Source organism: Streptomyces sp. NPDC014889 (assembly GCF_043081205.1).
Taxonomy (GTDB): domain Bacteria; phylum Actinomycetota; class Actinomycetes; order Streptomycetales; family Streptomycetaceae; genus Streptomyces.
In genome coordinates this window covers 483664-496759 of the sequence record NZ_JBIBWH010000003.1, presented here as the reverse complement: position 1 = coordinate 496759, position 13096 = coordinate 483664, and the positions used below count along the sequence as shown (strand labels likewise).

The 13096-nt window shown below is 70.0% G+C and carries 13 protein-coding genes; 4 read left to right on the top strand and 9 right to left on the bottom strand.

What is annotated here, in order from left to right:
- Window positions 1-9 precede the first annotated feature (9 nt).
- The 4 genes from ACF09J_RS08470 to ACF09J_RS08455 form a co-directional block, all read right to left on the bottom strand.
- Window positions 10-1776: an LCP family protein gene (locus tag ACF09J_RS08470; protein ID WP_392304603.1), complete on the bottom strand. Its 1767-nt coding sequence runs from the start codon at window positions 1774-1776 to the stop codon at window positions 10-12.
- Between the two features lie 16 nt (window positions 1777-1792).
- The gene (nadD, locus tag ACF09J_RS08465) at window positions 1793-2467 is read right to left on the bottom strand and encodes a nicotinate-nucleotide adenylyltransferase (RefSeq protein WP_392304602.1); all 675 of its coding nucleotides are present in this window, start codon (window positions 2465-2467) and stop codon (window positions 1793-1795) included.
- A 70-nt stretch (window positions 2468-2537) separates the two neighbouring features.
- Window positions 2538-2693 (bottom strand): hypothetical protein, encoded by a 156-nt coding sequence (locus ACF09J_RS08460; RefSeq protein ID WP_392304601.1) that lies wholly within the window; start codon window positions 2691-2693, stop codon window positions 2538-2540.
- Between the two features lie 177 nt (window positions 2694-2870).
- Window positions 2871-3035, bottom strand: coding sequence for a hypothetical protein (locus tag ACF09J_RS08455; RefSeq protein WP_392304600.1), 165 nt, complete (start codon window positions 3033-3035; stop codon window positions 2871-2873).
- Window positions 3036-3124: 89 nt separating this feature from the next.
- Here ACF09J_RS08455 and ACF09J_RS08450 point away from each other — a divergent pair, with 89 nt between their 5' ends.
- Window positions 3125-4246 (top strand): M48 family metallopeptidase, encoded by a 1122-nt coding sequence (locus ACF09J_RS08450; RefSeq protein WP_392304599.1) that lies wholly within the window; start codon window positions 3125-3127, stop codon window positions 4244-4246.
- A gap of 1 nt (window position 4247) precedes the next feature.
- Here ACF09J_RS08450 and ACF09J_RS08445 read toward each other — a convergent pair whose 3' ends face one another.
- From ACF09J_RS08445 to proB, 5 genes are all read right to left on the bottom strand, one after another.
- Window positions 4248-5321, bottom strand: coding sequence for a hypothetical protein (locus tag ACF09J_RS08445; protein ID WP_392304598.1), 1074 nt, complete (start codon window positions 5319-5321; stop codon window positions 4248-4250).
- 89 nt (window positions 5322-5410) lie between these two features.
- Window positions 5411-5971 (bottom strand): hypothetical protein, encoded by a 561-nt coding sequence (locus ACF09J_RS08440; protein WP_392304597.1) that lies wholly within the window; start codon window positions 5969-5971, stop codon window positions 5411-5413.
- 90 nt (window positions 5972-6061) lie between these two features.
- Window positions 6062-7348 carry a glutamate-5-semialdehyde dehydrogenase gene (locus tag ACF09J_RS08435; protein WP_392304596.1) on the bottom strand — a complete coding sequence of 429 codons (1287 nt, stop codon included), beginning with the start codon at window positions 7346-7348 and terminating at the stop codon, window positions 6062-6064.
- Window positions 7349-7407: 59 nt separating this feature from the next.
- Window positions 7408-7836, bottom strand: coding sequence for a hypothetical protein (locus ACF09J_RS08430; protein WP_392304595.1), 429 nt, complete (start codon window positions 7834-7836; stop codon window positions 7408-7410).
- Window positions 7837-8009: 173 nt separating this feature from the next.
- Entirely contained in the window at window positions 8010-9155 is a 1146-nt protein-coding gene (gene proB / locus ACF09J_RS08425; protein WP_392304594.1) for a glutamate 5-kinase, read from the bottom strand.
- 553 nt (window positions 9156-9708) lie between these two features.
- On the opposite strand from proB, the gene ACF09J_RS08420 reads away from it, so the two are divergent.
- From ACF09J_RS08420 to ACF09J_RS08410, 3 genes are read left to right on the top strand one after another with little or no spacing between them, the layout of a single operon-like run.
- A complete protein-coding gene (locus ACF09J_RS08420) occupies window positions 9709-11262 on the top strand; it encodes a CDP-glycerol glycerophosphotransferase family protein (protein ID WP_392304593.1) in 1554 nt (517 codons plus the stop codon).
- Window positions 11263-11265: 3 nt separating this feature from the next.
- Entirely contained in the window at window positions 11266-11982 is a 717-nt protein-coding gene (locus ACF09J_RS08415; protein WP_392304592.1) for a 2-C-methyl-D-erythritol 4-phosphate cytidylyltransferase, read from the top strand.
- Entirely contained in the window at window positions 11979-13052 is a 1074-nt protein-coding gene (locus ACF09J_RS08410; protein ID WP_392304591.1) for an NAD-dependent epimerase/dehydratase family protein, read from the top strand. The genes ACF09J_RS08415 and ACF09J_RS08410 overlap by 4 nt, the downstream gene beginning before the upstream one ends.
- The last annotated feature ends 44 nt before the right edge of the window (window positions 13053-13096 follow it).

Genomic DNA, 13096 nt, shown 5'->3' with positions numbered 1-13096 from the left:
TTCGAGGGATCACTGCGCCGGCGCCACCTGGTAGTCCTGGCCGAGGACGACCGAGACGTCGGCGTTCGTGGTGACCTTGCCCTTCGTCACCGCGGTGTCGGGCAGCCCCAGGGTCTTGGCGACGTCGGTGGCCTTCTGCTTGTCCGCGGCGTCGGCGTAGACGACCTCGGACGCCGAGCGGACGGTGGACGCGGTGCCGCCTTCCAGGAAGGTGAAGCCGCCGCCCAGGAGGGCGACCCGGGCCTTCTCGGTGTTGTTCTTGGCGCCGGTCGCGTTCTGCACGGAGACCCGGAGGGCGGACGACTGGTCGGGGCTCTTGGCGGTGCCGCCGAGGACGTCCTTGACCACGCTCTCGCTGGTCTCGGCGCTCAGTGTGCCGTCCGTCTGCACCGGCAGCAGCGTCGTCCTGTAGTCGCCGCCCTTGGCGAACCCGGCCAGCTTGGCCAGGAACGTGCCGAGGTCCTCGTCGGTGAGCGAGGGGTCGAGGATCTGCTGGAGCGTCTGCACCGTCGTCGTGGCGCCCGAGGCGTCGGAGGAGAGCTTGCGCAGCACGCTCTGCACGACCTGCCCGAACCGTTCGAGCTGGGCGTTCTCCTCCTCGCCCGGGGCGCGGTAGGTGGCGTAGGCGACGGCCGTCCGGCCGCTGAGGGTCTGCGCCTTGCCCTTGCGGACCAGGGGCGAGGTGCCCTTCTTCTTGCTGTCCGGGTCGGGTACGTCGGCGTTGGTGTCGACGTCGACGTTGCCGACCGAGTCGACGAGGTTCTGGAGGTAGGGGGTGTCCAGGCGCCAGGTGCCCTCGATGTCGGTGCCGAGGACCGTGTCGAGCTGGTCGCGGGTTCCCGAGGAGCCGTCGTCCTTGACCGACTTGGCGAGGGTCGTGACGCTGCCGTCGTCGCCCGTCAGGGCGAGGGTGTTGGGCAGCAGGACGGTGGTGCCCTGCTTGGTGGTGGTGTTGCCGACGAGCAGGGCCGTGGACGTGCCGCCCCGCGCGGTGTCGTGCAGGTGGACGACGATCACATCGCGCTTCTGGGCGCCGGCCGGGGTCGAGGCGCCGGTCTCGGCGCCGGGGGACGACAGGCCGGGCAGCTTCCCGGCGTACCAGAGGTAGCCGACGCCGCCCGCCGCGACCAGGGCCAGCACGACGGTCAGGGCGATGATGCGGCTGCGGGCGCGGCGGCGGGCCTCCTCGCGGCGCTCGGTGCGGTTCTCGGTGAACTTGAGCCAGTCGATGACGTCCTCGGAGTCGTCGCTCGGCTCCTCCACGAAGGCGAACTGCTCGGTCCGGTAATCGCGTTCGTCCGCGCTGTCCCGGTCCTGTCCCCGCTCCGCCCGGTCGGCGTCCGCCGGGCCGGTCTGCTGCGGGATGTGGGCGGTCTGCTCGGTGACCCGGGGCTGCTGCCCGCTGGTCGCGGCCGCGCCGTACGGGTCGTAGGGCGCCGCCGTCGCGCCGGAGCCGTACGGGTCGTAGGAGCCGTGGGCGCCCTGGGCGGAGGGGCCGGGCGCCTGCCTTCCCTGGTCGTAGCCGCCGTCGTAGCCGGTGCCGTAGCCGCGCTGCTGGGCATCGCCCTGGCCACCCTGGTAGGAGGTGGGATCGAGCTGCTGCTGGCCGCCGGTCGCGTACGGATCGTAGGCGTAGCCCTGCTGTCCGTACGCGTCGTAGGTCTGCTGCGGGGTCTGCTGGACGGGGACCGGCCGGTACACAGGCCGGCCGTACTCGTCGTAGCCGACGAGCTCGTACTGGTCGCCCCCGTGACCAGCGTCGTATCGGTCGTTCACCGGTGCCCCTCTCGGCTTACTCGCCTCGGTACAGCTGGCGTTTGGCGATGTAGCGCACGACTCCGTCCGGCACCATGTACCAGATGGGGTCGCCCTTGGCGACTCTGGCCCGGCAGTCCGTGGAGGAGATGGCGAGGGCGGGGACCTCGACGAGCGAGACACCGCCTTCCGGCAGGCCGGGGTCGGTCAGATGGTGGCCCGGCCGGGTGACGCCGATGAAGTGCGCGAGGGAGAACAGTTCCTCGGAGTCCCGCCAGGTGAGGATCTGGCCGAGCGCGTCGGCGCCGGTGATGAAGAACAGGTCCGTGTCGGGGTTGAGCGCACGCAGGTCGCGCAGGGTGTCCACGGTGTAGGTGGGTCCGCCGCGGTCGATGTCGATGCGGCTCACGGAGAACTGCGGGTTCTCGGCGGTCGCGATGACCGTCATCAGATAGCGGTCCTCGGCCGGGGAGACATGGCGGTGGGACTTCTGCCAGGGCTGCCCTGTGGGTACGAACACCACCTCGTCGAGCTGGAACTGCGCGACGACCTCGCTGGCCGCCACGAGGTGCCCGTGGTGGATCGGGTCGAACGTTCCGCCCATGACGCCGAGGCGCCGCTTGCCCGATGCCGAGGGTCCGCCGCCGGGCCCGTGTTCGAGGGGTTTCACCGTGTCACTCGCCGGACCGGTAGGCATGTCCTGCTCTCCCATGCGTGCAGACCCTACCGGCCCGGCCTGAGGACTCCATGATCCAGATCCCGGGGACGGGCCGGACGCGGGTTCAGCGGTCGCGGTTGAAACGCGTGGTGATCCACAGCAGGAGCAGCAGGATGAACAGCGCGCCGCCGCCGGTGAGGAAGGGGCTGAGGCTCTCGTGGTTGCCGCCCTCGGCCTCGGCGAGGGTGGCCAACTGGGCAGCGGTGCTGTGGTAGCTCATCTTTGGCAGGACCTATCCGGGAGTTGAGCGGGACAAGGATGTCGGCCCATCGTAAGCAACCCCCGACACACCGCTCACCCCGACTCCACTGTTGGCACCGCGGGCGCTCCCGCCCCACCGGTCCCCGCCCCAGCGGACGCTACGGCCGAGGGAGCCCCTGGGAACCTTTCCGCCGCGTCAGTCGTCGTCCCGCTTGTAGCCGCGGAGGAGGAACCAGCCGGTGAGTACGCAGCCCACGACCATCACGATCAGGACGACCCGGAGCAGGTAGCCCGCGCCCTCGTGCTGGGCGGCGGCGCTCGCGGCCTCGGTGAGCCGGGCGGCTGCGGGGTGGTGCTCCATGACGTGGACTCCTTCGTCGTACTGCCCGTCCACGGTAACTCCGCCTAGGCTGGGCCCTGCCTCGGGGGCACATTGGGACACTGACAGACATGGGGGACCACATGTCCGACGACGGCCGCGAAGAAGAGGGGCGGGAGCACATGCCCAGCCGGCAGCGCAGGCGCTTCCCGGAGATCTCCTCACGCGCGTACGAGCACCCGGCCGACCGCTCCGCGCTGGTCGCGCTGCGCAAGTTGAGCGGCTTCGACACGGTGTTCAAGGCCCTCAGCGGTCTGCTGCCCGAGCGCAGCCTCCGGCTGCTGTTCCTGTCCGACTCCGTACGCGTCTCCGACCAGCAGTTCGCCCACCTGAACGACATGCTGCGGGACGCCTGCTACATCCTGGACCTGGAGAAGGTCCCGCCGATGTACGTGACCCAGGACCCCCAGCCCAACGCGATGTGCATCGGCCTGGACGAGCCGATCATCGTGGTCACCACGGGCCTGGTCGAGCTGCTCGACGAGGAGGAGATGCGGGCGGTCGTCGGCCACGAGGTGGGCCACGCCTTGTCCGGGCACGCCGTGTACCGCACGATCCTGCTGTTCCTGACGAGCCTGGCCGTCCGGGTCGCCTGGATCCCCCTGGGCAACCTCGCGATCATGGCGATCGTCACCGGGCTGCGCGAGTGGTTCCGCAAGTCGGAGCTGTCCGCGGACCGGGCCGGTCTCCTCGTCGGCCAGGACCTGAAGTCCTCCATGCGGGGCCTGATGAAGATCGCGGGCGGCAACCACCTGCACCAGATGAACGTGGACGCGTTCCTCCAGCAGGCCGAGGAGTACGAGGCCGGGGGCGACCTGCGCGACTCCGTGCTGAAGATCCTCAACGTGCTGCCGCGCTCGCACCCCTTCACCACCGTGCGGGCGGCCGAGCTGAAGAAGTGGGCCGAGTCCCGCGACTACCAGCGGATCATGGACGGCCACTACCCGCGCCGCAGCGAGGACAAGGACACCTCGGTCAGCGACTCCTTCCGCGAGTCGGCGGCGCACTACGCCAGCCACGTCAAGAGCTCGAAGGACCCGCTGATGAAGCTGGTCAGCGATCTGGCGGGCGGCGCCGGCGATCTGGGCGACCGGGTGCGCCGCGGCTTCGGCGGCTTCACGGGTTCGGCCCCGCCCAAGGACGGGGGCAAGGACCAGCCGTCCACCGGCACCCCGCCCGGCGACGAGGACTGACCTACCCCACCCTGGGCTCGGCGCTGTGCGCCAGGGAGCCGCACACGGCCGCCGCGGTGTCCGTGGCGTACGGGTCCGTGCCGGGCGGGCCGCCCGGCTTGGCCGTCTGGCCGGCCAGCAGCGGTTCGAACTGCCGTGCGGAGTCCCCGGCGCAGGAGAGCGGTCCGGCCTGCGTGTAGGAGACGACCAGCTGGATCTCGTGCAGCCGCAGGTCGTCCGGGGTGAAGCGGAACTGCAGCTCGCGCCGGACGGTGAACAGCGAGACGGGCGCGCGCGCACCGGAGCCGGCCGGCTTCAGCGCGTAGACGAACGTGTGGTCCGCGCCGACCTCCAGGGTGGAGGAGTCGGTCTCGGCGGCCTGGAGGCTGCCCTGGACCCGGATCTCGTGGCCGGCCAGCTCGGTCCTGGCCGGGTCGAAGCGGACGAGCCAGCCGGTGGCCGCGTGCCGGCCGTCGGCGGCGGGCCGGTCGAAGCTCTGGTCGAACTGGTCGAGCTGACCGGGGTCCAGCAGCGCCCGCACGGGGTCGGTCCGGCCACCGATGAGCACCTCCGGGTAGAGCGAGGAGGCGACGATGTACTCCTTCGCGATGGTCAGCGCCGCGAAGACCTGGCTGTCGGCGAAGTGCGCGGTGCGCCGGACGGCGGGCAGCGGCACGCCCTCCGCGCCGACGGAGAACTGCGCGGCCGGGCTGTGCGTGTACAGGTACGCGGGATCGGCCGCGCCGGGCACCTTCCCCTGCGGGGCGAGCGGGACGACGGTCATCCGCAGCGGCTCCACGGGCTGCTGGGCCTGCGCGCTCTGGTAGGGGTGCCGTACGCCCATGTAGACCGCGGTGCCGAAGGCGACGATGATCAGCAGGACCAGCAGCAGCGCCTGCCGGGAGAGCCCGCGGCGCAGCGGCGGGCGGCGGCGCACGGCCGGGGTGTGGTCGGTGATCCGTTCGAGCGCGGAGTACTCCTGGAGGCGGGCAGCCCGCACGAACGACTCGTCGAAGACGACGGATCGGTATTCGTCCTCCGCACCTCCCGGGACGCCCTCGGGTGTCCCCTCAGGTGGCTCGCCAGGCCCTCCCATATCTTCAGGGTAGGTCTCCGCAAGCCCTGGTAAACGCCCTGATGTGCGACAAGTTCTGACAGGTTCTCACCAGAACCGCCGCGCCGCCGTCAGGGCGTGCGCGGGACCGCGGGGACTTCCGGCCGGGAGTAGTCGGCGGACGCGGAGGGCGCCGCCGCGCTGCCCTGTTCCAGGCCGGTCGAGGCGGGCGGCGGTACCTGGTCGCGGCTGCCCGAGGAGCCGCCCCGGTAGACCGCCGCGAAGGCGAGGGCGACCATGCCGATGCCCATGACGAGGGCGAGTACCCAGGCGACGGGACGGTGCCAGCGGACGTGCCTGCCGAAGGTCCCCGGGGCGCCGGGGCGGCCTTCGAGGACGTCGGCGTCGGGGTCGTCCGGGTCGCCGTAGGGGTCGGGGCCGAGGCCGTACCCCTCCTCGTAGCGCTCGCCTCTGGCGTGGGCGCGGCGGGCCTCCGCCTCGGAGGCCTCGGCTCTGGCCTGCGCGGCGGCCAGGAGGCGTTCGACGGCGGTCGGCTCGTGGATCACGGCCGCGCGTACGAAGGCCTCGTCGAAGACCACGGAGGCGAACTCTTCGTCCGACACCCCGTGGTCGTGGTCGTCGTCGGGCTCCCAGCCGTCAGGGAACGGCGTGCCCCCCACGTCCTCCGGCACGCATCCAGACTAGACCTGAGGGGTCAATTTGGGCAGACGGTATGGAAATTCATCCGTCTGCCGAGACGCCCCGCCACAGGCCGGACCGCGTCAGCGCCGGGTGTGCCCGTCCCCCGTGAGGATGTACTTCGTGCTGGTCAGCTCGGGCAGTCCCATCGGGCCGCGGGCGTGCAGCTTCTGCGTGGAGATGCCGATCTCGGCGCCGAAGCCGAACTGGCCGCCGTCGGTGAAGCGGGTGGAGGCGTTGACGGCGACGGTCGTGGAGTCGACCAGCTGGGTGAACCGGCGGGCGGCCTGCTGCGAGGTGGTGACGATCGCCTCGGTGTGCCCGGAGCTCCACAGCCGGATGTGCGCGACGGCCCGGTCGAGGGAGTCGACCACGGCGGCGGCGATGTCGTACGACAGGTACTCGGTCTCCCAGTCCTCCGGGGTGGCCTCCACGACCGTGGCCCGGGAGTCCTTGGCATGCGCCATGACCCGCTCGTCGGCGTGGACGGTGACCCCGGCCTCGGCGAGCGCGTCCAGGGCACGGGGCAGGAACTCGGCGGCGATGTCCTGGTGGACCAGCAGCGTCTCGGCGGCGTTGCAGACGCTGGGCCGCTGCGCCTTGGAGTTGATCAGGATGTCGACGGCCGTGTCGAGGTCGGCCTGAGCGTCGACGTAGACGTGGCAGTTCCCGGTGCCGGTCTCGATCACCGGGACGGTGGACTCGTTCACCACGGTCCGGATCAGCGAGGCGCCGCCGCGCGGGATCAGCACGTCGACCAGGCCGCGGGCGCGCATCAGCTCGCGCACGCTCTCGCGGCTCTCGCCGGGCACGAGCTGCACGGCGTCGGCGGGCAGCCCCGATCCGCCCACGGCGTCGCGGACGACGCGGACCAGGGCGGTGTTCGACTCGTAGGCGGAGGCGGAGCCGCGCAGCAGCACCGCGTTGCCCGACTTCAGGCAGAGGGCGGCGGCGTCCACCGTGACGTTCGGGCGGGCCTCGTAGATGATCCCGACCACGCCGAGCGGGACGCGGACCTGGCGCAGGTCGAGCCCGTTCGGCAGCGTGTTGCCGCGGACGACCTCGCCGACCGGGTCGGGCAGTCCCGCCACGTCCCGCACGTCGGCGGCGATGGCGCGCACCCGCTCGGGGGTGAGCGTGAGCCGGTCGACGATGGCGTCGCTGGTGCCGGCCTCACGGGCCTTGGCGACGTCCTTGGCGTTGGCCTGGAGGATCTCGCCGGTACGGACCTCGAGGGCGTCCGCGATGGCCAGCAGGGCGTCGTCCTTCGCCACCCGCGGCAGCGGCGCGAGGTCGGCGGCGGCGGCCTTGGCGCGGTACGCGGCCTGGGTGACCGGGGACATCGAGTCGTACGGCGAGAGCGTGGTCATGGGGGAAGGGTAGTGCGACGTGCGGGGCGTCCACCGGTCGTCCCACACCGCGAGACGGGTCAAAAGGGGTGCACCCCGACCGGTGTGGCCGGCGGCGCTCCGTACCCCTCGGCGAGGCGCTGGTGGTAGGTCTCGCGGTCGACGACCTCAAGGCCCACGATCTCCCAGGGCGGGAGCTGGGCGCTCTGCCGGTGCTCGCCCCACAGGCGCAGGGCGACGGCGGCCGCGTCGTGGAGGTCGCGGGCCTCCTCCCAGTAGCGGATCTCGGCGTGGTCGTCCGCGTACCGGCTGGTCAGCAGGAAGGGGTGGTCGTGGGCGAGCTGTTCGAGTCCGCGCCGCACCTCCTTGAGCGGGGCCCGGGCGCCGGAGACGCTGAGCGTGACGTGCCACAACCGGGGCAGGTCACGCGGCGCGGCGCAGCCGTCTCCGGTCGCCACGCTCGTCAGGCCACCGCGGGACGCCGCCGCCCCAGGGCGCACTCGTCTCACGACGTCCTCCTTCACGCAGCGCTCGCTCGCATCGCTGGCATCGCTCCACCGCCGGTCCCGCTCATGCGGAATGCGTCCCTGCCTCAAAGTGGAGCAGGCCGCACGGCTCCGCGGGGCGGTTTTACGGAACGTCCCCCACCTTCGGCACCCGGGCGGCCGGACGTTTCGGCCCATTACGGCTCCAGGAGCACCAGGTCGTCCCTGTGTACGACCTCACGTTCGTACGCCGGTCCCAGCTCGCGGGCGAGTTCGCGGGTGGAGTGGCCGATCAGCCGGGGGATCTCCCTGGCGTCGAAGTTGACGAGCCCGCGGGCCACCGCGCGTCCGGCGCCGTCGCGCAGCTCGACCGGGTCGCCCGCGGTGAACTCGCCCTCCACGGCGGCGATCCCGGCGGGCAGCAGCGATTTGCGGCCCTCGACCACCGCCCGGACGGCGCCGTCGTCGAGGGTGAGCGAGCCCTGCGGGGCGGAGGCGTGCTGCAACCACAGCAGCCGGTCGGCGGAGCGCTTGCCGGTGGGGTGGAAGTAGGTGCCGGTGTCGCCGCCGGACAGGGCGTCGGCGGCGTGGACGGCGCTGGTCAGCACCACGGGGATGCCGGCGGCTGCCGCGATCCGGGCCGCCTCCACCTTGGTCACCATGCCGCCGGTGCCGACGCCGGCCTTGCCGGCGCTGCCGATCTCGATGCCCGCCAGGTCGGCCGGGCCCCGCACCTCCGCCAGCCGGGACGTTCCCGGCCTGCTCGGGTCGCCGTCGTAGAGGCCGTCCACGTCGGACAGCAGCACCAGCAGGTCGGCGCGGACCAGGTGGGCGACGAGCGCGGCGAGCCGGTCGTTGTCGCCGAAGCGGATCTCGTCGGTGGCGACGGTGTCGTTCTCGTTGACCACCGGCAGGGCGCCCATCGCGAGGAGCTTGTCGAGGGTGCGGGAGGCGTTGCGGTGGTGGGCGCGGCGGCTGGTGTCGTCGCCGGTCAGCAGGACCTGGCCGACGCGGATGCCGTAGCGGGCGAAGGAGGCGGTGTAGCGGGCCACGAGCAGGCCCTGGCCGACACTGGCCGCGGCCTGCTGGCGGGCGAGGTCGCGGGGTCGGCGGCGCAGGCCCAGCGGGGCGAGGCCGGCGGCGATGGCGCCGGAGGAGACGAGGACGATCTCCTTGCGGGCGGCGCCGTCCTTGAGGCTCTTGCCGAGCACGTCCACGAGCGCGTCCACGCGGTCGGCGTCCAGACCGCCCGACGCGGTGGTCAGCGACGAGGAACCCACCTTGACGACGATCCTGCGGGCCTCGCGCACGGCCTGCCTTGCCCCTGTCACCTTATTGTCCATCTCCTCGCGCCCGTCCGGCCGCACGCCGATGTACCCCTACCGAATCTACGTGAGTCAGGGGGGTCGCCGTGTATTCGTCCAGTACACGGACCGCTCCCGTCGGGCGGGGTCGGCCGGCGAGTCCCAGGGCGCTGGTGGCAGGGTTCACCCGCGCGGTGACGGAGAAGCGCGGAGCGCTCGGCAGGAGTTGGCTGCGTCACAGCGCATTCAGACCATTGGGGCCGGTTCAGCGCTCACGCCTGGAAGGTGGCCCCTGTCACGACTTATGGCCGCCATGACTCGGTGCGCTATGCTCCCACGGTCGCCCCACCTGGCGCGGGCAGCCGCCGTTGCCGTCGCGCAGGCCTCATGGATGCGCGGCGCTTTCACGGACGGAAGGATGACGATGCCACGTTGCTCGATAGCAGCGATTTCCTGGGAGCGCGTACACCTCAATCTCACTGCGGCCGTCTCGGACTTCACCGGAGATCCTAGTACGCTCCGCTTCCTGATTGTCGATGGTGAGCGCGAGTTCCCGGTGAATTCTCGGCAAATAGACGCCGAACACCACTGCTTGGAGATCAACGTCACCAACTTCCAGGACCGACGCCAGGTGCCCAACGGCTCCTGGCGGATAGTCCCGGTGGCGGGAGAGACGCGACTGCCGGCCGCCGGCTTCGACCTCACGGCCACGGACCGCCTCGACGAGGACTCCCGCACCTTCCTCTACGACCGCAACCGCACCGCGTACGTGATCGCTTTCGGGATCTCGGACGACGAGGAGACCCCCGAGTTCCTCATGCGGACGTACCAGTTGTTCCGCAGCGCCGGACCGAGCAAGTCGGGCGCGAAGGCTCCGAAGGGTCCCAAGAAGCCGCTCGGCCAGCGGATCGGACTGTGGGTGTTCCCGCGCGCGCGGCGCCGCAAGCTCGCCAACCGCATCTACTCGGTCTCGCACCGCCTGTACCGGTCGCGCGGCAACCGGATCCTGTTCGCCTCCGAGATGCGCACCGGCCTCGGCGGCAACCTGGCACGCGTCCATGACCGGATGATCGAACGGGGTCTCGACAAGAAGTACTCGTTCCGCTATTCGTTCCGAATACCCAGCACCGCCAACAAGTGGAGCACGATTCGCCTCATCTACTTGCTGGCGACGTCGGACATCGTGATGATGGACGACTACTTCGGGCTTCTCGCGCAGTTGGGCATCTCCCCGGACACCAAGATCATCCAGCTCTGGCACGCCGGAAGCGGGTTCAAGTCGGTCGGCTACAGCCGGTTCGGACGATACGGTTCACCGAAGCTGACCAACGCCCACCGCAAATACACCTACGTGATTACCGGCTCCCAGCACCTTGTGCCGGTGTACGCCGAAGCGTTCGGCATCGAGGAATCGGCGGTCGTGCCGACGGGTCTTCCGCGCATCGACACGTTCCTCGACAAGGAGCGCTCTCGCAAGGTCACCGAGGACTTCTTCACCGCCCACCCGCAGCTCAAGGGCAAGAAGATCGTGCTGTTCGCGCCGACCTTCCGCGGGAAGAACATCGACGACGCGCACTACGACTACAACCGCATCGACTTCGCGAAGCTCCACGAGGTCTGCGGGGACAAGTACGTCGTGCTCTTCCGGATGCACCACTTTATAACGGATCCCGTGCCGATTCCCGCGGAATACTCGGATCGGCTGCTGGACTTCGCGTCGTTCCCGGACACCAACGACCTGCTGCACGTCACCGACGTACTCGTCACCGACTACTCGTCCATCATCTACGAGTACACGCTGCTCGACAGGCCGATCCTGTTCTACGCGTACGACAAGGACACCTATTCGGTGATCCGCGGATTCCACCGCGACTACGACTCCGTCGCTCCCGGCACGATCTGCGTCACCTTCGACGAGCTGCTCAAGGCCCTTCAGGACGAGGACTTCGACACCTCCAAGGTCGAGCAGTTCCGACGGGAGAACTTCGACTTCGTCGACACCAACTCGGCGGACCGGGTGATCGACTGGCTGGTGCTCGGCGACCCCGATGACAGAAAGACGGGCGGCGATCGCCGGTGGCTCGATCTCGCCCCTGACGACACGGCGGTTGGCGACCAACCGCTCAGCGACCAGTCGGAGGCATGAGCTGTGAACGTTGCGTTGCTTTTCGCCGGCGGCATCGGGTCGAGGATGAACTCCCGAGCCCTCCCGAAGCAGTTCCTGGAGATCCACGGGAAGCCGATCATCATCCACACCCTCGAGCACTTCGAGGCGCACCCCGATATCGACGGCATCGCCATCGCGATCCTCCCCGAATACCGCCAGCACCTGATGAAGCTGCTCAAGCGGTACGAGATCGAGAAGGTCAGATGGGTCGTCGACGGCGGCAAAACCGGCCAGGAGTCGCGGCACAACGCGCTCAAGACGGTCGCCGCGGACTGCCCCGAGGACACCGTCGTGCTGATCCACGACGGCGTGCGGCCGCTGATTGACGCGAAGCTGATCAGCGCCAACATCGAGACCGTCAAGGAGCACGGCTCCGCCATCACCTGCACCAAGTTCAACGAGACCGTGGTGTCGAGCGAGCACGAGCACATCGACGATGTGATCCCGCGCGACCACATCTACGCCGCGCAGGCCCCGCAGAGCTTCCGGCTCGGCCAGATCCTCTCGCTGTACGACCGGGCGGTCGCCGAGGACGAGCACGACAGCATCGACTCGTGCTCCCTCATGCATCGGTACGGTCAGAAGATCTACCGGGTGGTCGGCCCTCGCTCGAACATAAAGATCACGACGTCCGAGGACTTCTACCTGTGCCGGACGTTCTTCGAGATCATCGAGAACCAGCAGATCGTAGGTACGTGATTCCAGTGACCACCGTCTCCAGCCCGGTCGTGGCGCACGACCTCGATGAGATCCTCGACCGTGACCTGCCGTGGAGCGAGCTTTCCGGCAGCACCGTGCTGGTCACCGGTGCAAGCGGCATGTTGCCGTCGTACGTCGTCTACACCCTGCTCGCATTGAACGACCGGCACGGGTTGGGGATCTCCGTGCACGGTCTGGTGCGGAACGAGGACAAGGCCAGGCGACTGCTCGCCGATGTGCTCGACCGCCCCGACTTTCACCTCGTCGTCCAGGACGTGTCGGCGCCGCTCGAGCTGCCCGGTCCCGTCGACTACGTGATCCACGGGGCGAGCGCCGCGCGGCCCGCCCTGCACGGCAGCCAACCGGTCATGACGATCAAGGCGAACCTGCTGGGCACCTTCAACCTGCTCGACCTGTGTGTGGAGAAGGCCAGCCGCGGTTTCGTGCTGATGTCCTCCGCGGAGGTCTACGGCGCCCAGCCTCCTCAGACCGAGCTCATCGACGAGCAGAGCTACGGCGGCTTCGACATCCTCAACCCCCGTGCCTGCTACGCCGAGGGCAAGCGCGCCGCGGAGACGATCTGCGCGAGCTACGGGGCACAGTACGGAATCGACTGCCGCGTCGTCAGGTTCGGTCACATCTACGGGCCGGGGATGGCGCTCGACGACGGGCGGGTGCAGGCCGACTTCGCGGCGAACGTGGTGGCCGGCAAGGACATCGTGCTCAACAGCGACGGTTCCGGCGTACGGACCTACACCTACGTGGCCGATGCCATCGCGGGACTGTTCTACACGCTGCTCCGCGGCGACCAGACGGCCTACAACGTCGCCGACCCGTCCGGTCTGGTCTCCATCCGGCGGCTGGCGGAGCTGTTCACCGAGGTGCGCCCGGAGCGCGGGCTCCGACTGCGGTTCACCAACGAGTCCGACGCGCGTGCCTACAGCCTGACCAAGAAGCAGGGCCTGGACAGCGCACGGCTGACGGCCCTCGGCTGGCGTCCGGTCGTCGACCTGCCGGTCGGCCTGAACCGTATGGTGACCCATCTGGAGTCGACGGTCGAGGCGCTCTAGCCGACCCCTGACAGCGGATCACCCCGGCACGGACCTTCGTCCGT

Bases quoted from the DNA above. Each gene is read 5' to 3' on its own strand.
- nadD (WP_392304602.1), bottom strand. From the start codon at position 2,467: ATGGGAGAGCAGGACATGCCTACCGGTCCGGCGAGTGACACGGTGAAA.
- ACF09J_RS08460 (WP_392304601.1), bottom strand. From the start codon at position 2,693: ATGAGCTACCACAGCACCGCTGCCCAGTTGGCCACCCTCGCCGAGGCC.
- ACF09J_RS08455 (WP_392304600.1), bottom strand. From the start codon at position 3,035: ATGGAGCACCACCCCGCAGCCGCCCGGCTCACCGAGGCCGCGAGCGCC.
- ACF09J_RS08450 (WP_392304599.1), top strand. From the start codon at position 3,125: ATGGGGGACCACATGTCCGACGACGGCCGCGAAGAAGAGGGGCGGGAG.
- ACF09J_RS08445 (WP_392304598.1), bottom strand. From the start codon at position 5,321: ATGGGAGGGCCTGGCGAGCCACCTGAGGGGACACCCGAGGGCGTCCCG.
- ACF09J_RS08435 (WP_392304596.1), bottom strand. From the start codon at position 7,348: ATGACCACGCTCTCGCCGTACGACTCGATGTCCCCGGTCACCCAGGCC.
- proB (WP_392304594.1), bottom strand. From the start codon at position 9,155: ATGGACAATAAGGTGACAGGGGCAAGGCAGGCCGTGCGCGAGGCCCGC.